The 20,100-nt window shown below is 44.1% G+C and carries 11 protein-coding genes and 1 pseudogene; 5 read left to right on the top strand and 7 right to left on the bottom strand.

The annotated features are described in order from the left end of the window. Positions 1-272 precede the first annotated feature (272 nt). The gene (gene cobA, locus F6K63_RS24590; RefSeq protein ID WP_287313351.1) at positions 273-1,922 is read right to left on the bottom strand and encodes a uroporphyrinogen-III C-methyltransferase; all 1,650 of its coding nucleotides are present in this window, start codon (positions 1,920-1,922) and stop codon (positions 273-275) included. A gap of 636 nt (positions 1,923-2,558) precedes the next feature. Between cobA and F6K63_RS24585 the strand changes: the two genes are divergently transcribed. Next, on the top strand, positions 2,559-3,320 hold the full coding sequence (locus tag F6K63_RS24585) for a class I SAM-dependent methyltransferase (protein ID WP_071105046.1): 762 nt from the start codon (positions 2,559-2,561) through the stop codon (positions 3,318-3,320). A gap of 39 nt (positions 3,321-3,359) precedes the next feature. On the opposite strand, the gene F6K63_RS24580 is transcribed toward F6K63_RS24585, so the two are convergent. Continuing rightward, positions 3,360-3,581, bottom strand: coding sequence for a hypothetical protein (locus tag F6K63_RS24580; RefSeq protein WP_287313350.1), 222 nt, complete (start codon positions 3,579-3,581; stop codon positions 3,360-3,362). Between the two features lie 100 nt (positions 3,582-3,681). Next, complete coding sequence (locus F6K63_RS24575) at positions 3,682-4,638, bottom strand: alpha/beta fold hydrolase (protein ID WP_287313349.1); 957 nt, start codon at positions 4,636-4,638, stop codon at positions 3,682-3,684. A 218-nt stretch (positions 4,639-4,856) separates the two neighbouring features. Here F6K63_RS24575 and F6K63_RS24570 point away from each other — a divergent pair, with 218 nt between their 5' ends. Beyond that, entirely contained in the window at positions 4,857-4,982 is a 126-nt protein-coding gene (locus F6K63_RS24570) for a hypothetical protein (RefSeq protein WP_287313348.1), read from the top strand. Positions 4,983-5,175: 193 nt separating this feature from the next. Here F6K63_RS24570 and F6K63_RS24565 read toward each other — a convergent pair whose 3' ends face one another. Then, the gene (locus F6K63_RS24565) at positions 5,176-5,367 is read right to left on the bottom strand and encodes a hypothetical protein (RefSeq protein ID WP_287313347.1); all 192 of its coding nucleotides are present in this window, start codon (positions 5,365-5,367) and stop codon (positions 5,176-5,178) included. A 410-nt stretch (positions 5,368-5,777) separates the two neighbouring features. On the opposite strand from F6K63_RS24565, the gene F6K63_RS24560 reads away from it, so the two are divergent. Beyond that, positions 5,778-6,041: a hypothetical protein gene (locus F6K63_RS24560; protein WP_287313346.1), complete on the top strand. Its 264-nt coding sequence runs from the start codon at positions 5,778-5,780 to the stop codon at positions 6,039-6,041. Positions 6,042-6,528: 487 nt separating this feature from the next. Further along, positions 6,529-8,424 (top strand): trypsin-like serine protease, encoded by a 1,896-nt coding sequence (locus F6K63_RS24555; RefSeq protein WP_287313345.1) that lies wholly within the window; start codon positions 6,529-6,531, stop codon positions 8,422-8,424. Here the strand turns inward: F6K63_RS24555 and F6K63_RS24550 are convergent. From F6K63_RS24550 to F6K63_RS24540, 3 genes and pseudogenes are all read right to left on the bottom strand, one after another. Further along, a pseudogene (locus tag F6K63_RS24550) lies at positions 8,391-8,612 on the bottom strand (IS701 family transposase); the annotation flags it as partial. The gene F6K63_RS24555 and the pseudogene F6K63_RS24550 overlap by 34 nt on opposite strands. Then, positions 8,560-8,856: a hypothetical protein gene (locus F6K63_RS24545; protein ID WP_287313373.1), complete on the bottom strand. Its 297-nt coding sequence runs from the start codon at positions 8,854-8,856 to the stop codon at positions 8,560-8,562. The gene F6K63_RS24545 and the pseudogene F6K63_RS24550, both read right to left, overlap by 53 nt. Before the next feature lie 172 nt (positions 8,857-9,028). Continuing rightward, complete coding sequence (locus F6K63_RS24540) at positions 9,029-19,963, bottom strand: Calx-beta domain-containing protein (RefSeq protein WP_287313344.1); 10,935 nt, start codon at positions 19,961-19,963, stop codon at positions 9,029-9,031. Here F6K63_RS24540 and F6K63_RS24535 point away from each other — a divergent pair. Next, positions 19,946-20,074 carry a hypothetical protein gene (locus F6K63_RS24535; protein ID WP_287313343.1) on the top strand — a complete coding sequence of 43 codons (129 nt, stop codon included), beginning with the start codon at positions 19,946-19,948 and terminating at the stop codon, positions 20,072-20,074. The genes F6K63_RS24540 and F6K63_RS24535 overlap by 18 nt on opposite strands. Positions 20,075-20,100 lie beyond the last annotated feature (26 nt).

The raw sequence follows: 20,100 nt of genomic DNA, 5'->3' as shown, positions 1-20,100 counted from the left end.
CAAAAAAGTTAATGATTCTGATTACCTAATTAGGTAACCTTGTAAAATCTTCGACAGGATTACTCTATCTAAAGAAATTCTTTCCGTCTGGCCATTTTGGCTTCTTTTTAGTTGTGGGATCCCATTAAAAAGTAGTTAAGTCCGATTAGACTTAACTCCGATCACATTATCTATGCTTTTATATCATCTCAGGATAATTACCCTTAATAAAAATCTCCCCCATCTCCCCATCTCCCCACACTTTTATTATGGGTATTCAACCGAACTTGATATTATTTGTTTCCCCCTCTCCCAGTCTCCCATGCCACAATGGCCTCAGTTAACCCTTCTAAAGTATATTCAACTGCTTCTACATCTACCCGGCCTAGCAACTGGCGACAGCTTTCGGATGTTTGGGGACCAATCGAGGCGATACAGACATTTTCTAAAAGGGAAGGGATAGTTTTTGATGGTGAATGTTTTTCGCTGTAAGCATTAGAGTAGGGTTGGTTAGTTTCCGTTGAAGAGTTAAAGGCTTGCTTGAGAAGTTTGTAAAAATTCTTGACGGTTTTAGAACTAGCAAAGGTAACAATATCTATTGCTCTCTGTTGCCAAGCATCTAAAATAGCAGGAGCCATGTAATCTGGACAAGCAGACTCATAGGCAGCAACTTCTACCACTTGAGCACTTTTTTCCGTTAGTTCTTTTACTAATACCTCTCGCCCACCGGTTTCCACTCGGGGGAAAAGCACTTGCTTGTTAGTTAAAGACTCTGGAAAATGTTCTACCAAAGAATCAGCAACAAAGTTTGGTGGGATAAAGTCCGGTTGTAAATTGTGTTGTTTCAGACTGGCGGCAGTTTTCTTACCCACCACAGCAATCTTAATCCCGACTAAGGCACGGGCATCTTTACCATTATCCAGTAATCGTTTAAAAAAGTAATCCACCCCATTGCTAGAGGTGAGAATCAACCAATCGAAGTTAGCGAGATTAGCGATCGCATAATCTAATCCAGTCCAACTGGAAGGAGGAGTAATCACCAAGGTGGGCATTTCGATAATATTTGCTCCTTCTTGTTCCAGGAGCTGGTTAAATTTTTGGGATTGAGTAGCGGAACGGGTGACTAAGACGGTTTTTCCAGTAAGTGCCTTAGTAGTTTCTGTTGCCCCTTGAACCTTGTCTTGATAACCTTCACTCTGCGACTGGTCTTGATCAGGTAATCCCATAGATGCCCTTAACCCCACTACTTCACCAACTACAATTACCACAGGTGAGAGGGAGATACCAAGGGTTTGGTTTACAATAGTGCTTAAAGTACCCAGCCAAACCTGTTGCTGGGGGCGTCCACCATTCCGAATCAGAGCAATGGGGGTCTGATCCGATCGCCCATAGCGTTGCAGCTGTTGGACAATTTCTGCTAGATGACGCCCTCCCATTAAAATCGCCAGGGTGTCAATTCTTGCTAGTGCTTCCCAATCTAGTTGCTCTGGCTGATGAGCAGTGACAACGGCAAAGCATTTGCTCAAAACTGAATCTGTTAAAGGAATTCCCGCTAGTAAGGGAGCGGCTAGGGCTGAGGAAATGCCTGGTATGACTTCAAACTGACACTCAGCAGCAATCAATGCCTGAATTTCTGAGCTAGAGCGCCCGAAAATAAAGGGGTCACCACTTTTTAGCCTTACCACTTGCTTGCCTTGTCGGCATTGGTCTACCAGCAGTTGGTTAATCCTAGCTTGGGGTGTAGAAGGGCGTCCACCCCGTTTCCCTACATGGAACAGTTGACAATCACAGGGCACCAGTTGCAATAAAAGGGAATCTACCAGTGCATCATAGACCAACACTTGAGCTTGAGTCAGCAGTTGTTGCCCCCTTACGGTTAAGTAGTTAACATCTCCTGGACCAGCACCTACGATGTAAATTTTTCCCTTTTTGTGATTAGTCATGATATATAGCAATTCTCATAGCTATGAGGTACAAAATTTCGGGATTTTAGGGAACAGGGAACAGGGAACAGGGAGCAGAGAAGAGGTAATAGGGAATAGCGATGCGCTGCATTAAGAGGTGTGACCCGTGGATAATTTAATTCTTAATGGTAAGAGCGCACCTAACAGGGAATCAACTTCAAATAAGAGTGTAGCTCATAACTGCGATAAACCCTAAGCGCGTTTGTATTTGAGCTGCATCTACGGCTTGCTTTTTGGCTGGGGTCTTTTTTTTCGGTTGGCTCTGGGTTTGGGCAAATCCTTTTAACATTTGGCAGCATCCGATTTTGGCAAATATATCTTTTTATATCCCAGGTATAATCACGATCATACAGCTATTTTCGGTATCTTTCTGGCAAACTGGGATGCAACCGGTGCATTTGGCTTGATTTTTTTGATCCTTTTACCCTTACCATCTTAAGCCTCTCTTTTTCTTGCGCTTACCCTGGGGATTGTGCTTGCTTGAGGTTATCTTCACAACACGTTACCCAGGCTGATACTGATGTGCTTAATTGGTAAAAGATAGACTGTATTCAAACTGCGATTAATAATATAATATCCTCATAGTTTCCTAAATGAAATTAGAGGCAAAGGACTTTGGTTACACAATTTAAAGACTACTTCTCAAAGCAAGCAAATGATTATAGAAACTATAGACCTCATTATCCAGAATCTTTGTTTGAGTATTTAGCTGCACTTGTACCTGATCGTCAAGCAGCGTGGGATTGTGCCACTGGTAATGGTCAAGTAGCCTTGGGCTTAACACCTCATTTTAAAAAAATTTATGCTACAGATGCCAGCGAAAAGCAAATTAGTCATGCATTTCATCATGATAAGATTCACTATTCTGTGGCAGTGGCCGAAAAAGTTGGGCTAGGGAATCAATGTATAGATTTAATAACTGTTGCCCAAGCTGTTCATTGGTTTAATCTGGAAAAATTTTATCAGGAAGTGCAGCGAGTTTCTAAACCTGGAGGAATTATTGCTATCTGGGGCTACTGCTATTTTGAATTTCCTCCAGAAGAAAATCACATAGATAAAATTTGTAGGGATTTTTTCACCACAGTGGTTGACCAGTATTGGCCAGAAGAAATAAAACTACTGATTCAAAATTATCAAACCATTTCTTTTCCTTTTGCTGAGTTAAAAACACCTCTTTTAACAATGGAAACCCAATGGAATATGGAAGAATTTTTGGGATTTTTGAATAGTTGGTCTGCTATTCAAAAGCTTATCGCTGTTCAATCCCACGAACCAATCTTGGAATTCTCCAACCGTCTAGTCGAGGCTTGGGGCGATCCCGAGAGGAAAATTATATTTCAATGGCCATTACATATGAGAGTTGGTCGGATAGAGTGAACTACCCCTGGGGCTAGGGAGGCAAAACCATACCCAGAATCAGCAACGCCTATCATCCCCCATCCCAGAGTGAAGGGAAAACTCTCCTTTGACTTCTTGGTAAATGAATGGTAAATCACAAAAGAAAAACTCTTTCTCGTCCTGACCTAGGCGATATCCAGACATTTGAATGATACAATCAGCGGTAAGCATTTGCTCTTCTACCTTTGATACTATTGAGGCGGTCAAACAAGTGATCGCATCCAAATGGGTGCGATGCACTGGTCTTTGTTGATTAACATTGGTAAACGTCTAATGCTAGTTGGACATCCAGTAACTCACATCCTGGGTTAATCGGTATAGTTACAAAGCATTGATACTACTACTCAAACCTAGAAATAGCATCTCCGACAACTTTTACAAACTCATAGGTTGACTCATAAGGCAAAACATTACGACCAGGAATTTTACGACCTTCACCTTGAGGAAGATGCTTGATATACTGAGCTAGTCGGTCTTCTGGTGTTTCAGATTTCCCCAGCTTACTAATACTTGAAGCTTGCTCTCCTACTACTACTAGGGTAGGTTGAGAAGTATTAGCGATCGCTTGTTGATAGTTTTGTCGCCAAAAGCCAGCTAAAAAAGAAAAAACTGCGTAGCGGCTAGCTGGATTAATTGCTCCCTTTTGGAGATTATCTAACCATTGGTTATCTACTGTAGAACTCTCAGCAAACAGTTTATCTTCCGAAAACTTTTGTAGGAATTCACGGCGACGAGCATAACGAAAGAAGACACTACCTAAAGGAGATTCGAGGAGATTCCAAGCAACTCGCTGCTGCCAGTATTGAGTTTCTGCTGTCATCAGAGACCAAGACGGAGGACCTGAGAGTACTAACCCTTGAATATAATTTGGTTCAGTTTGCTTTTGGATCAAGGTAAGTGCCACAGGTAATAAAGCCCCTTGCACTAGCAGAATCACCGGTTTTTTGACTACAGTTGTTAAAAAATATTGTAACTGGTCAGCCCAATCGATCGGGTAGTAAGCAAGAGGGGGCATTTCGCTTTCGCCACATCCTAGCAAGTCGGGATTATAAATTAGATGACCATGGCCAGTGTTCAACCACTCCTGGCAAAAGCGATGCCAAAAAAAGCGTGATAGTCCAACACCGATAGGATGGACTAATAGTAGAGGAGTTTTCGTCTTAGCACTTTCATCTGTTGGGGTATAGACTTCATAGGCACAACGGTAATTATGCCAAGTGTAGAATTCTTCTTTATATAAGGATTTTTGCCAATTATCTGTATTGGGCGAACTGGAAGTAGAAGAGTTCAATGCCATCTCAAATCCATCAAAAGTATTGTGGGTATTATATAGCAATTCTACGACTTGTGAGGTACAAATTTATGGTTTTTAGGGAGCAGGGAGCAGGGAGCAGGTAAGAGGGAAAAGGGAAGAGGAAAGAGGTAAAAAATAATGTGTACCTCATGAGTCATAGAAACGCTATAGTACGTTGTCATCTGCTCAAGATCTGAGTCTAATGGGACTAGGGAAGACTTTTGAAAAGGACAGCATGGCTGGCATGGGAGTCGCAATCACCGACACCCAATTTGGCAGAGAAAGTAAGGCAAAAAAAAGATCGCACTCCCAATACTCAGAATGCGATCGCATTTCTAGGGATCTGAGAGGTTGTCTGAGAAGTCTCATTTGCTACATATAAGCCCCCTAAATCCCCCAATTTTGGGGGACTTTTACCAGCAAATGATTCTTGTTCCCCCCAGAATTGGGGGGCTAGGGGGGCAAAATTTAGTATCAAAAAACTTTTCAGATATCCTCTGACTCCCCATCTCCCCACCCTTCCCACCCTTGCAACACTCCCTATTCTTCTGGCTCCATCGGCACACTTATATCGAAAATAATTAGAAACTTAGCATTAGGCACCAGCTGTTTCAGGGTCTGCAAATAACCTTTGGCATCACAACAGTTGCGGAACCGAGCGAAAACGACTGGTGGCATCGGTGGTAATAGGCGAACCATGACCCATGGATATAGGCTTGGACGATACGACATAATATGAAGTTATCTCCTTTACTTCAAGGGGTAGCCAGAGCCAGCCTTCGCCCTTGCAAGTACGTCAGGCTGGCTCTTCCCGTGGATTTTATTGTCCACGGTTTCATTGTAACACAAAAAATATATTATTATAGCATATTTTGAAATTTTTTGTAACAAATTATTGAGAGAGTCGGCAGAGGTACAGTTTGATCGAATTGGGAAGTTTGTTCGCGTAGCGTGGCCTACGGCCAGGGGAAAAGAATACCCTCAAATACTTACTTGGGTAGGACGCCGGTTTTCCGTAGGGCTTCTAAATTCCATTTAAGGTAGTAAAAACACTGTATAACGGATTATAAGCAACGTAAAGTCCCGATAATCTATCCCAGATTTCGGCTCTAATAGCGATATATTTGGTTGGCAGGTACCCGTTGAGGCGATGGCTTGAGTACTTACTTCATTTTTCTGACCCCAGGTATCCCATCCGGAAGATTGAGGATGCAGATCGGTTTGTCTGTAACGAGGAAAATGCGATCGCTAATCAGGCTAACACCTTCCGACAGCAGTCATTGGAATTAGAGCGCTTCATCCAGCAAAACCAAGTGGCTGCTAGTACTGCACAGGGTTCAACTCGTCTTCTCATCCAGATTACAGATAACTCAGCCAACCTTCGAGTTAGCTTTAGATTTTCTTGACAATTCTAAATAAACAACATAGAGATTGTTTATTTAGAATTGTAATCTATTTTAGATTTTTTTTGTACCGAAAGTATATTCTATAAGTAAAGAAGTAGATAGTCTTAATTATCTGAGAGGGTGACCTAAGTCCTAAAAGCTTACTATGTAAGCGCAAGGATCAATAACTTGCTGGTTGTTTATTATTTCCAAAGTTTATTTGGAGGAGGAGCAGATTAAAGACTGCTACTCAAGAAAGAAAAGAAGGAGGAATTGGAATGGCTGGAACAGTAGCTGGTTATCAAGTTCTTTCAGACGGTCAGTTTTTTATCAAAGCTATAATTCTTAATCAGAATGACCATTTGCATATCGTCTTTTGACAACGATGACAAATAATCTGGCAATCGACACTTGCAGTAGAGAGTTTAACTACAACTACTCCCATATCACTACCTAAAAGTCTACATGAGAGAATACTGACATACTATTTTATTAAGGAGTAAAGAACATGAAGGTGTCTTTGTTAGCTCTATGCTCAATCTTGCCCTCGATAGCCCTTACCAGTCCATTTTTATCAGCAACGACATTCTTCGCTGAAGGAAATGAGCCCAGGCAATCAACGATTACGGCTGATCAAGAAAATATCCCGTTGGTCGCTATTAGTGGAGGTGAGGCTGCCACTGCAGAAGAACTAGCTAGATACGATAATGCAATCGTTGGCTTAGATGGTGGTAATGGAGCATCGAATGGAACTGGGTTATTAATTGCTCCTCGTATCGTTTTGAACGCTGGTCATGGAGGCGGAAACTGCAAATGGGAAGAATTAGGGGGGAAGCAAGATACCGTTGAAATTGGGGTTGACTCACGGGCTAATACTCGACTGGAACAAATTAATGTTACCTATCAGCGCGATTATCCTGCCGATCCATCTGTTTTTGATGATTGTAACGAAGACAATAACAAGCTTGATGTTGGTCTTTGGATTCTGAATCGTCCAGCTCAGACTGCTCTACCTTACTGGAATCCAGCTCGCGCTCTGAGAACGGGAAATGGTAACTACCACTTTTGGGGCTTTGGTAGAACGAATGGCCCATTACACAAAGCTGACGGTTGTGTTCTGAGAAGAAGCCAAGCCCATCCTGATGGTACTTACACCATACAGGGCGGATGGCGATTTGAACTTGATTGCCCAGGCAGTATCACCAGCATAAGTGGAGACTCTGGTTCGCCTGTATTTAATTCCAGTGGAGAACAAGTAGGTATTAATGTAGGTAGTGCTGACCGTGGTAGCCGCATGTTGGACAACTCAGATGTCGGTGTTGATAGCATCTCTATGCAGTTGTCTGAACCAATTATTGATTGGATTGAGCATTGGATCGATCAATATCAAACAGCACTCCACTTGGGTGACTTTGATGGCGATGGCAGGGGAGATCTGTATTTCTGGAATGTTAACATGCATGGCAGTTGGACTGACCTTTCCAAGCAAACACCATCTAACCACGCTTTTCCGACCTCTCCAGATGGATTGATGGATAGCAACTTGATGAAGTGGTGTGCGCAGCAGCTATATACTGGGCGGCTGAATACTGATTCAGCAACGGATTTGCTTTGCCATGATGCATCAACTGGAAGGCTTTGGGTTGACTACTCATATACTGGCAGTTTCCAGGGAACAAATGTGCGAATTGACAAGAATTGGTGCCGTGGCAAGATACAGGTAGGTGACTTTAACGGAGATGGCTTGGACGATATTTACTGTCGGGATAGTGCCAGCGGTAACCGAAGAAATTGGCGACGAATAGATTTAAACACGGGTCGCTCTAATACTCCTTTTGATGGTGTTTCCGACTTTGAGGAACAATCTGGATGGTGTGGCCAAGAGCTATACATCGGGGACTTCAATGCCGATGGCAAAGATGACATGCTTTGTAGGCAACCAGGTGTTGCTTACTATATCCGCTACTCGGAAGAAAACGCTAATGGCATTCGCTTGGCTCCCCATCGCAAACTGAAAACGGCTTGGTGTGGTCAGCAGTTACTCATTGGCGATGTCAATGGGGATAAAGCGGATGATCTTGTCTGTTTCGACAATCCTGGAAACCGGATATGGATTGATTATTCCAATCCACGCACAACTGGATTTCCGTTTGCAGGAGGCTATAACTGGAGAGATAAAGACTTTCCGTGGTGCGGTCAAGACATGCAGATGCATGACATGAATAACGATGGGAGAGATGACCTGGTTTGCCATAATTTGGCGACTGGTCAAGTTTGGGTCGATTACTCAAGAGACCAAAGTACACCATTCAATGGTCTTACCGATGTCCGAGTTCCAAACATTATTTCTCAACGGTACTTAAACAAAAATCATGCCCGAACAAAGCCCAAACTAGCTTTGTAATCAGCAAATACATCACGATTGTTGTCCAGCCATGCCACAAAACGATAAGATATTGCCGTACGAAATGCCTCCAAAGCTTGTGGAAATGTTTCCAAAGGTTTATTCGCCCAACACCTTCTTAAACCACCCGTTAGCTTATGCCAAAGTATAAAAGTATAGGCACAAAATACCAAGATAAAATGTCTTAGAGAAACGTCGATTTGTCGATGTAATCGAGTGACCGCTGGCATTTGACATCACAGCGATCACCATTGTTGTCAACAGCTCTACCCGACAATGAAACAGCCCTGGGGTGTTAGGCGGGATTCCTCTTGCCTTAAAAGCATAAGCAATGTCGCTCATGACTACAGCGGTTTGCACTTCAGTTAGGTACTGTCGTTCTGGGTTTTTAGGGAGCAGGGAGCAGGGAGGTAAGCTATCAGCATTCAGCATTCAGCATTCAGCTTATGCGGTACGTTAGATCCCAGCGTCGTTCGCACAGCGTGGCCAAACGCGCACGCGTGGCCCAAAGGCCAAGGCCAAAGCCTGTGCCATCTAGCTGATAGCTGATAGCTGATAGCTGATAGCTGATAGCTGATAGCTGATAGCTGATAGCTTACTATTCCTAAATAACATCTGTAAGCAAAAGATTCAAATTTTCTACCGTTAACAGCGGCAAATTAGGATTCTCCGTACTACTCACATTTTCTGGATTAGAAAAGAGACTGAAACTAAACAGATATCGTCCCCTGCTTTGATTGGGGTTTTTCTGAGTTTGCCAATTCTCAATTTCCCGGACAATATTTGTCCGCAGGTCTTGAGTAACTACTAACATATCCGTGGAATCCCCAGACTTTTGAACCGTAAATCGAGGAGTTAGTAGAACAGGTAAGGAAGCTAACAGTTCCTCTTCGTTAGTGTTGCTAGCTAAAGCAAAGGCATACTGACAGCTAATCCGAATATCATAAGGACGGTTAATGACAGCTGGCAGCAAGACTTTGAATAACTCTTCCAGATGCTGTGTCAAGGTTTTACTTCTGGAATCGCCCAGGTCGGCAATATCCCAACGCTTATCATTAACAATTAGAGGAGTAATCCGGTTCTTAAACCTTACTTCAGGAGTCTGGAAGATGAAAGCAGCATTAGTTTCCTTGCCATCAATCAAATTTTTATTGCGGGCGAGACGGATAGCACCCCAGGCATTTTGATAGTCCAACACATCCAAATTAGTCACAGTCACCTTACGGTCCGGTAATGCCGACTCCCCAAAGGTTTCTACCCCAGTTGCATCAAGCAATTTGGTGAAATCATACTCAATGGTGTTGTAAGGTACTGTGGGAGAGTTAGTGGTTACATCGTTCTGCCTGGTATCATTTAACTCATACCCTGGTAACTCAATATCTAAGACTTGTTGATCAGCAACCGGAAGATTGTTAGTGGGAGTGATGATAACCGTTTTGGTTTCTTCGTCAGCAGATAGGTTTTCATCAATATTGTAGTGAACTGTCTGGCGAGATGCCTGTGCGATCGCAATCGGTTGCCAAATTTGCCATGACCTAGCCACGTCTTCTGCTAGAGTTGCAAAGGCATTGAGGGCAGAGGTAACCGTAGTTTGGTTGTCATCGGTTAATCCTGTTTCCAAAGCTTTGAGATCACTGGCTAGGGTGGGATATAGATTGTTAAACCGCACCAGGGTATCCAACAGTGGATCAATAGTATTAGTCGTATCAATAATTGTGCCAACACCCACTGGATCCCCAATGTCTGCATTAACTGCATTACTCAGGACAATAGTAAAGGTTTCATTATTTTCAACCACATCATCGCTGTTGACTTTCACCCGAATTTCTTTGGTGGTGTCACCTGGTTCAAATTCCAGACTTCCGCTAGTTGCGGTGTAATCTCCCGGTGCTTTCGCGGTACCATCCTGGGTTTGATAATTAACAGTAACAGTCTTGTCAGAGGGAGGAGATAAGGTAACCGTGAAAACTGCAAATGTTTCGTCTTGATTTTCTTCGGGTTCCTTCAAAGAGACATCATCAATGGTCAATTTAGAGGAACCATTGTATTCAATCCGGCATTCAATGGTATCTTGAGCCACATCGGGATGTTCATAGAGGAAAACATAATTCCAGTCTCGAATATCCTCAGCACTGAGAATATCACCAGCAAAACTGTCGGGGTCAGGAATTGCTGTATGGGAAATCAGAGAAGGAGGAAGGGGAAAATCTCGCAAAGGAATGGGAATTTGAACATCTCCAATTTGATTAGGCTCATCATTGAGAGGTTGAATAAAATTGAGCCAAGAGGAGGTGGAATTGGTAGTATTAATATTGTATTCCAACTCATTAACCTGATAGTTCAGATTAACCGCAATATCTTCGTAACGCTGAGGCGTTTGGGTATTGAAGAAGAAGGTCAGCGTAGACTTACCATTGTTGGCATCGCTCAGGGAAATTTTAGCTGGAGATAAAGTGAAATCTATTGATTGAAGCAGAGTTTGCTTTTCTGTGTCAGAACTAGTGGAGTTGGGAGTACTTTCAGGATTGGTGTAATAAGCCCCGCTCATAACTGGTTGCCCAGATAAACGAGGAATATCTTGACCAGACCCTTGACTAGACCATTGATAGCCATCAGCGATCGCTACATCCACGTTATATTGAACAATGGTTTCAATGTCGTAAGCATCTGCTAAATTTGTCAGCAATTCCTTTTGGAGTGCTGCCACTGCTAAGGTTTGGCGAGTAGTATACTCTGAGGAATTTGTATCCACAGAAGTATCCAATACATGGGTCACATTGTTACTAATCGAATCGGCCAAACTTGCTTTGACATCTAAAATCCGCCCAAGCTCACCCTTTAAGCTGGGATCATTCACTGCAGGGATAGCTGTTTCCGGTTTCAGGATATCTTCAATAGCACGTAAATACTTACGGGCTAAACCATTCAGGTCTACCGCATCCACTCGCACAGTTTCTGTTGAGGTTTGTTCAAGTCCACCATCTTGGGTGTAGCTGTAAAGGCTTACTTCCCCTGACATTAACGTATTGCTCAAAGGCGCAGCGGAAAAGAAGTAGGGGAAATCCTCTTTGATATCGTAACTAATCCCGGTATCCCCCAGATGAACTGCCCACAGGGTATCACTGTTTTGAGGATTAGCATTATCAATATTCCCAGCATTCCGCCCCACTGCTAGCTTTAAGTTAGGTAGTGCTTGCTCAAATGCCTTGGCAAAGGGGTCAAGGGAGGCCAGGCGATCGCTAAACTCAGCATTTTCTTCATCGGAGGAGCTGGTCAGCACAACGGTTTTGGGGGCAAAATAGGCTGAGACTACCTCAGCTTCAGGCACAAAGCCGGAATGCATCAAATCCTTGTTGCGTCGCATTTCCACCTGTGTGCTGACCGAGAATAGTAAATCCGTGGGATACAGCAGACTATTATTGTTATCTCGGATGGTGAGATCAACGGTTGTGCTAGCTACTGCTGGGGGAACAATCCAATCCTGATTGGGCTCAATTAGACCCGATTCATTTTGGAGCGCCTCTGCTACTTCTGCCACAGTCAGGGGGCGTTGCGCTCGCTTTTCTAACAGATCCACCGCTGTTTTCAGACAACTGAGGTCATACATGCGATGAATAATGTCCAATGATGTCTGTAAGTTTGTGATCAATACCTGATCATCGGGTTGACCATGGGCAGTTTCGATATTAGCGATCGCATCCGGGACATCCAAGGTTTCAGGTTGAGTATGAACCGTTGATGGCTCGAATTGGGGTTTAAGGTTACCTTCAGCATCCAGCAGTGTTGCTTTCAAGATACTCAAGGAAGATTCACTATCATTGGGATCAAGTAAGGCACGTAATGCAATGCGATTTGCCCCTTCTAAGTTGTCCAGTTGCTCATAAATAGCATTCACCGCCCCAATGCTTTGCTGGGTTTGACTGGCTTCGGCATCAATACTATTTTTGAAGTTAACCAGGGTTTGCGCCCATCGAGACGTGAGAGTGTATAAGGTTTCATCGGTTCCGGTCTGGATAGTTTGACTATCGATGAAGTCCGTTAACCGTTCTAAGTCACTATTTACCGTATCGTCACTGTTGTAACTAATCTTAGTCAGGGATGCCAAAACCGGACGGACATCGATAGCAGCATTGCCACTCAAGAGTCCTGCTAGGGTTTGGTTAGCGACCGCTACTGCTGCTGAGGTAATTCCCGTTCCCATGGTACTGGTTAACGTAGTCAGGGATGTGGTTTGAGCTGTGGATTGTACCACTGCTAGAGAGTCAGGGTTCTGTGCAGAAGAGGTATCTAGGGTAAAGCGATCGGGAATGTAGAGGGTTGCCCCGGACTCTAAGGCTAAAGTGGGAGTTTGAAGAGCAATATCCCCTGCTGTGGTTTGATCGGTGATAATTTGACTATCATGGGCAGCAGCAATAGCAATCATTTGGTCGAAGCTATCCCCACTGGTGACAGTGTAGTTAAACAGCACGTCAGCCAGGATAACATCCTCCGTACCAAATAACCCAGTCATATCGCTGACAGCAGCAGCAACCACAGCTAATTGACTAGCGATCGCAGACTCAGTCAGAATATCACTGATATTGCCCACTGCTTGTACCGTTTCCAAAACCGTGCGATGAAGGTTGGTTTGTAGATGAAGCTGCTGAGTTAGGTAAGCAAGGGTGTTCTGTTGGGGCAGAATTGCCTCAGTAATGGTATACTCCAGGGCACCCACTTCAGCAACAATGCCCGATTTCAGCACATCGATAGAGCGAGCATCAGTAGTGGCGACAAACTGGTTAAGGGCAATGTGATATAGACTATCCTGAGCCTGGATGGTGTAATCAAGGCTAATATCTGCCATTGTGATTGTGGAACCTGCCACCAGTAAATCCTGGCGTTGGGCATTGGCAGTAATCACCGTTTCAGTAGTTTCTATGCTAGAGGTATTGGGGAATGCCGTAGCGATCGCACTCCAACTCTTGTCAGTAATGACCTTAATCTCTACATTAAACGGAGTTGGTGTTGCTTCATCTTTCTTGGTCACCGTGACCGTTAATGTTGTGTCGGTGGGGAAAATTTCCAGATCACGAATGGCCTCAACCACATCCTGGTATTGTGGGTCTTGGGATTGTTCGTCCTGGGATTGTGGGTCGTCGGATTGTGGTGACAGACGCTCTCGAAGACTGCTGAAAGTTTCTCCATCCGCCGTTGTGCTATTCAAGCCTGAAACCGTAACCCCTGCCAGCAATTCCGTGGATTCATTCTCTGCAATAATCTCATTCATACGGTCGGTCAGGATCTGGTCAAACTCCAGATCCAGGTCAGCATTTTCCAGCTGCAATACCCCATAGGCAATTTCTTCTAGGGTGGCGTTTAGGGTGACGTAATTGTTGACGTGGGATGATTCTAGACCCTTGATCAGGACACCATTGGTTAAGGTTTCGGTCGTATCTAACCCTTGAGCAATGGTTTGTAGGACGGTTTCGATCAGCTGGTCTTCCTCTAGGGCGAGTTGTGCGATCGCAATTGACTCGAAAGTATCCCCATCTTCAACGGTATAGTTTACGGAATTACCAGCCGTATCAGTATAAGCAATAATTCCACCAACCGCTAATAAATCCGCTGTTTTTGCATATTCGGTGACAATTTCCTCGACTTTGGCACTTTCAGTGCCGTAATCTTTGTTGAGCTTGGTTGCGATCGCATTTAAGCTGTTGGTTGGCTCAACCCGAATACCTACAGGAATCTGAATACTTTGACCACTGCTGAAAATACCACTAACTGCACTATTACTATCCCCTAAATCTCCAATATCACACCCATACTGATTAGCAACCGATTCCAGGTCTTCACTGTTACCAGCCACTGTATAGGTAAATTGCTGGAGATATTCCAACGTGACCAAATACTTATAGACATTATCCACAAAGCCCGTGAAGGCAGCACGCTGGGTATCAGTCAACTCCTGGTCACCGCTGGGAATCACCGATGTACTCACCGTAAAGGTTAAGTTCGAGTCATGAACCTGATAGTAAATTTGTTGATAGGTGGCGCGGTCAGTTTTAATCTGATCCAGTGCCTCAGTGAAAAGATTTCCAGGAGTGGGAATATATTTAGATTGGTCTAACACCAACTCCAGAATCAAATTAGCAGTCTTATCATCTTTGCTGGTGATCTGATAGCTTTCACCCACCGAGGGCCATTGATTGATTCCGAAAATCGGGTCGAAATACCCTAATTTTTGGCTAATACTTTCGGTAAAGTCTCCATTGCTTCCCAAACGATTGCCATAGATATCTTGCCAGCGAAAATCTAACTTAAAGGTATCTCCAATACCGTAATAGGGATTGAGGGTATCCTTGAGAATTTCCGGTAATGCTTGGGATGGTGTATTTGCTGCGGTAGTTAAAGCATAAACCGGCAAGACTTTTTCATAGACCCATGTTGTATCATCCTCATCCTCTTCAATCGGTCCGATCGGTAGACGGTCTTGCCCAGTTTCAAAGTCAGCTGCGATCGCACTGGGCACCTGATAACTCAAAAGCTGATAGAGGTTTTGAATCTCATCGGTAGCGGTATCATTCTCTATAGGTTCAATGGCAGTACGGGTCAGTCTCAAACCGATATTTCCTGCCGGAATCCTTAACACATTAATGGTTTCACTACTGGTGGCAAAAATTTCGCTGACACCATTGAGTGTACTACTCTGGGAATGATCAGACGGAATATTAAGGCAATTGTGATAGCTAGCGGCAGTGTTGCTAAAGGTCATTAACAGAGTGACCTGAGCGGTTTCCCCATCAGCAAACAGAGAATCTGGTAAGCCCTTTTCCTCATCGTTTTCTGTATAGCTATAGTTGAGGTAATAGCCTTCACTATTTACAACAGTGCTTTCCTGTACCAGTGTTAGGAATGCTAGGAAAGTCGTAGACAAGTCTAGTGTCACAGTACGGTTATCCCCAGAATCTAGGGATAAATTCGTCTTCAGCATCAAGACTTCAGCACTGCCATCACGGGTCAAAACTTTCGAGTCACCACTGTCATCCAAATACAACAAGGTCAAGGTTGTAGGAGTTACGTTTGCTGTCAGAATATCTTGCAGTAATTGCCGACTAGCCGTTTCAATCCGTTCAATAGCGTATACGGTCGGCAAAAATCCGCTCCCATCTGAGGTCGAGACTTGGCGGATTTCCAAGGTTAATTTAGTTGCCCAGGTATATCCTGCTTCAATCTCCGCAGTATCTAAAGTTTCCCCATCTTGAACTGGCTGCTGATTGTAGAAAAGGGTTAAGCTTCTCTGATCAGACTTAGACTTGAGATAATCACATAACCCGGAAGGAAGTTCCCACAGCAGATTATTGCTAGTTGCACTGATAGATTCATTCCAGTAAGTTTTGGCGCGAATAGTGTATTGCTGGTTAGTGGGATTGTAAAACTCCAGCAGTGTTGGAGGAGTTGTGGGCAAAATTCCACTGGTTTCTGCCTCATCAAGCTGCGTAATCGTCTTAATGTTATTGTAGGGATCACTATCAGGGAAAGGGTAATTAAGTTCAGGGGTTAAGGTTGCACTATCGCTGTTCTCACTTGGATCATCAATTAGTCGAATCCAAGTCAAGGTATCCGGTTTAAATAACCGGATTTCATTGGGAGTAATGGTTACCGTCTCACTATCTCCGTCTGTTGCGGAAGCAGTGCGCGTAACTGTGACAGTAAATTGTTGTCCTGTAGCAAGATAAGCAGCTTGTTGTCCATTAATGGTTGTAGTGCTACCTGTAAGGATGGGTAATCGCAATCCATGCAACAAGAATCGTGAAGTCATTCCCGCTAAGGATTGGAACGACTCACCACCATTGAAATTATCTAATAAAGTGCCTAGGGTAATCGTGCCATTTTCATCAACCCCCTCTTTTTTATCCCTGACATGATCGATGCCAAGCTGCACGAGAGAACGAATAATTAAGGTGAAGTAGTCAATAAATAGGAGTTCAGCGATCGCTAAATCTGCGGATGCATCGTTGGTCGGTATTTGTCCCAGGACTTCTTCTGTGCTCTGGTTATGGTTATAGTTGGAGGATTGAAAATAAGTTTGAATCGCCTTGATTTGATCGGGAGAATATTTTGTACTATCAAAATCAACGGTATTGAGAATAGTATCAGCACCATCCTTGAGTTCCATCTCAAGTTGAGGAAACATCGGGAAAATGGTACCACTAATTTCCGTATCCGCACTCATGGGGCGGTCGGTGATATCAAAGATAAAATTGGTAGACAAGAATCGAATCAGGGGTGCCCAAAACTCATCCGCCGGTTCTTCCTCTAAGTAGTTAACGAATAGGGTATAAACATCTTCTAACAATTCCAAGGTTAAGAATTGATTATCAACATTGACAGAACTTGTGTCGATATTTAAAGCATTACGCTCACTATCTGATAAATAGGCATAAATCACCCATTTGAATAGGGCTTTAACTAACTCATCAAAGTCCGTATCATTATCTGTATTATTATCCCCATTATTGGTATTACTATCACCATTAGTGGGATTGCTATCTTCAGTAGTAGGATTACTATCGTCTAGAGGAATCGAGTTTTCCATAAACAGTAACCCGATACCACTTACTCCTGTTTCGGTCTTGGTAAAGGACGGTTGAAAATAAATATCGAGGCGAAGCTTGCCGTCTTTTACAGTTTCCTTGCGCACCTGGTCGGTGAGGATTTCTAGCTTAATTCCCGTTGTGCCATCATCCCATCGCAATGACCGTCCACCAGATGTTTCAGTAGTGGCATTGGTAGTAGCATTTGTAATAGTGGCATTTGTAACTGTCCCTGTGCTACTAATGGCCTGGGCTTTAGCAAAAGCAAAGGAGCGATTAGCCCTACCATTTTTCTGGATTCGAGAGGGACGCACGGTTTGAGCACGGGCAGTAAATACCGGAACAGTGGCTGCCATGGCTCCCCCAGATCCAGCAGCGAGTTGCCAGGGTGGTGTGGTATCTGAACCGAGGACAAATTGCTCCCGGACGGTCAATTTAAACTTAAATCTGATCCGGACAAAGGCAATCTTGATCGATGCTTTGACAGAAACCGTAGCCACCAGAGCCACCTGAATAGCTTTGTATACCTCCACCACAAACAGCACCGCAACTTTAACCAGGACTTCTACATCAACCTGAATTACTTTAAAGTCCACCACACCATAGATGCGACCAACAATGGCTACACCACCCTGAATTCGGTAATAGGTGGCCTTTTTCTGATTAGTATCGGTGGGATTATAGGTAGCAAACACCCCTTGCAAAAGGCCATGCATGGTAATGCTGAATTCGGCGCGCAGAGGACCTTTCTTGATAATTTTCCCCAACCCGACCTGCAAGCCAATGCCAAATTCCAATACCGGGTCAAAGGTGCCACTAACAATGTCGGGAACACTGGTGGCTGTTTCTGCACTCAGTTTATTGAAGTAGAAGCCCCCTAATCCTAAAAAGATGCCCACATTAACGGCAATGGATCTGGAAAAGTCACCACCCCAAGGGAAGCCCACATCAATACCAAAGTCTCCATTGGTATAGATTTCAATTGCAACCACTGGCAGGGTAATATGAACAGCACCAAAGTCGATATACCGCATGCTGTCCGGTAAAACCAGCTCACTGCGATAGACCCCGACAGTGTCACTAATGCGGCGATAGAGGATTTCAAATTCAAATCCAGCAAAACTCTGTACTGGGGGTCCCGACAAGCTAATGCGCACCCCATAGATAAAGGGATCGTTGAAAATTACACTGATCTCAATGGAACCCAAAATCACAAATTGGGCACCAATTAACCACCCACTCTCTGCACTAAACTGTATTGGCTGACCTGAAAATTGAATCGGTTGACTGGGGTCAGAACTTACGGCTGAGGGTAAAGACTGTTGCAGAGCTGTGAGGGGATTTTGCCGCCGTTTAATGGGAGGAAGGGGTACCAAGGTTTGGCGCATCACCGTGGTAACTTGCTCAATAGTACGAGCTTGTTGCACAATTTCTGGTGCGAAGGCAACCCGTTGTCCCAAAGCCAGGAACTTCAGCTCGAAGATCGGGGCTTTAGTGCTGGGCACTTCTGGGGGATTCTCATTGACTGGGTCCCACTGAACTCGCTTTTTGGGTTGTCCAGGAATACTTAAGTCAACTGCGATCGCTATTTTCTTATTGGATGCTGTTCTAGCATTATTTTGTTGGGCACTGACCTGAGATGTCTTGGTGCCAAACTGGTAAGACAGCCCCACATTGGATACCTTAGCAATCAAGACATTCAGGGTAGCCTTGTAGGAAATGGTGATGGATTTATTAGTTAGGTCTATCTCCAGACTAAACTTATCTAGCGCTATCTCTTGTTTAGCAAATTCATCCCAGGGTGGATCGAGTTCAAACTCAATAATACTGGAGTCATAGACGCTGACAATATAGGCAATCAGGTCACCAATGGTAGGATTTTTACCATTGACTAAACTAACGCTAAACCGCAACAGTTTACGATTATTGATATTGGTGTACACTGCGCTCAGCAACAGGGTACTGATTTGGAGTTGGAAAATTAACTCACCGGTACGATTTGCCAGGGCTTGGGATGAACGACCAGAGCCAGAGGTGCTACTGGTTCGACTAAAAGTATAGATAACCGAGAGTTGTAAGGTATCGAAAAAGGGAATCGAGGCTTTGACCGTTCCTGCGATCGCGCCTTTTAGGGTCGTAGAGGTTCCCCCTGATCCCTGACTAGAGGTTTTGGCAATTTCAATCGCGGCTTGGATTTGCAGGGTTTCTTCCCCTGGCACTAAGGCAATGCCAGTATCCCAATCCATGGATCCGGTGAAGGTATAGCGGGATTCGACGATTTGGGTACTACTGTCTTGATAGCGGGTTTGTTGTAGCGCAAATGCCAAGGAAACTACTAAATCCCGCAACCCATACTCATCGAGCTTATCCTGGGAAAACCCAAAGGCTTTGATGACTTCGGTAATACTAATATTTTCAGCAGTGGCAGAAAATGCCCACTGACTGGCAATGTTTCCATTCTGTGAAGAAAATTGATGGGCGACCTTAACCGCAAATTCGCCCCCAAATAACTCAAACAGCCCCTCAAATGACAGCTTTCGCTGCTGGGAGAGGGATTCTGCCGTATTCTGTTGACTCCCATTGGTTGAGCCAGAAGATTTGACCGACGACACTGACAGAGCAAGCTGTTCAATCGATAAGGTTGGCCCCGAATCGAGGGTAATCGACCAGGCATTTTCAATAGCAGCCTCAAAAGAAAATGCCCCTTTATCTGGTCGCAATTCCACCGCCATTTTGGTAATGGCTAAGTTCTGAATCGAGTCTGGTGCATCTAATTCTGGAATTAATTCTTCCAAAAGCGCCACGACATAAAGTCGCTGTCCAGCAATCATACCGCCCTGATAAACCGTTACGTTGCGGTCTTCAATTTTCTCCAGGATCAAATTGACGGTTTCACCAGCAACGGTTAGCTCTGAGATCATACCAAAGCTAACACTGGTTGTTCTTTGCACTATTGCAGTCATGGCTCGATTCAGAAAAGATTAGGAGGCAACAATGGAATTATCGAAAGTCAGGGGTCAGCCGTCAGCCGTCAGCCGTCAGCCGTCAGCGGTCAGTGGTCAGCCGTCAGCTGATAGCTGATAGCTGTTCGCGTAGCGTG

The organism is Moorena sp. SIO1G6, from assembly GCF_010672795.1.
In the GTDB taxonomy this organism is placed as follows: Bacteria; Cyanobacteriota; Cyanobacteriia; order Cyanobacteriales; family Coleofasciculaceae; genus Moorena; species Moorena producens.
Note: the sequence above shows the minus strand (reverse complement) of the source record. Positions and strands in the feature narration are given on the sequence as shown.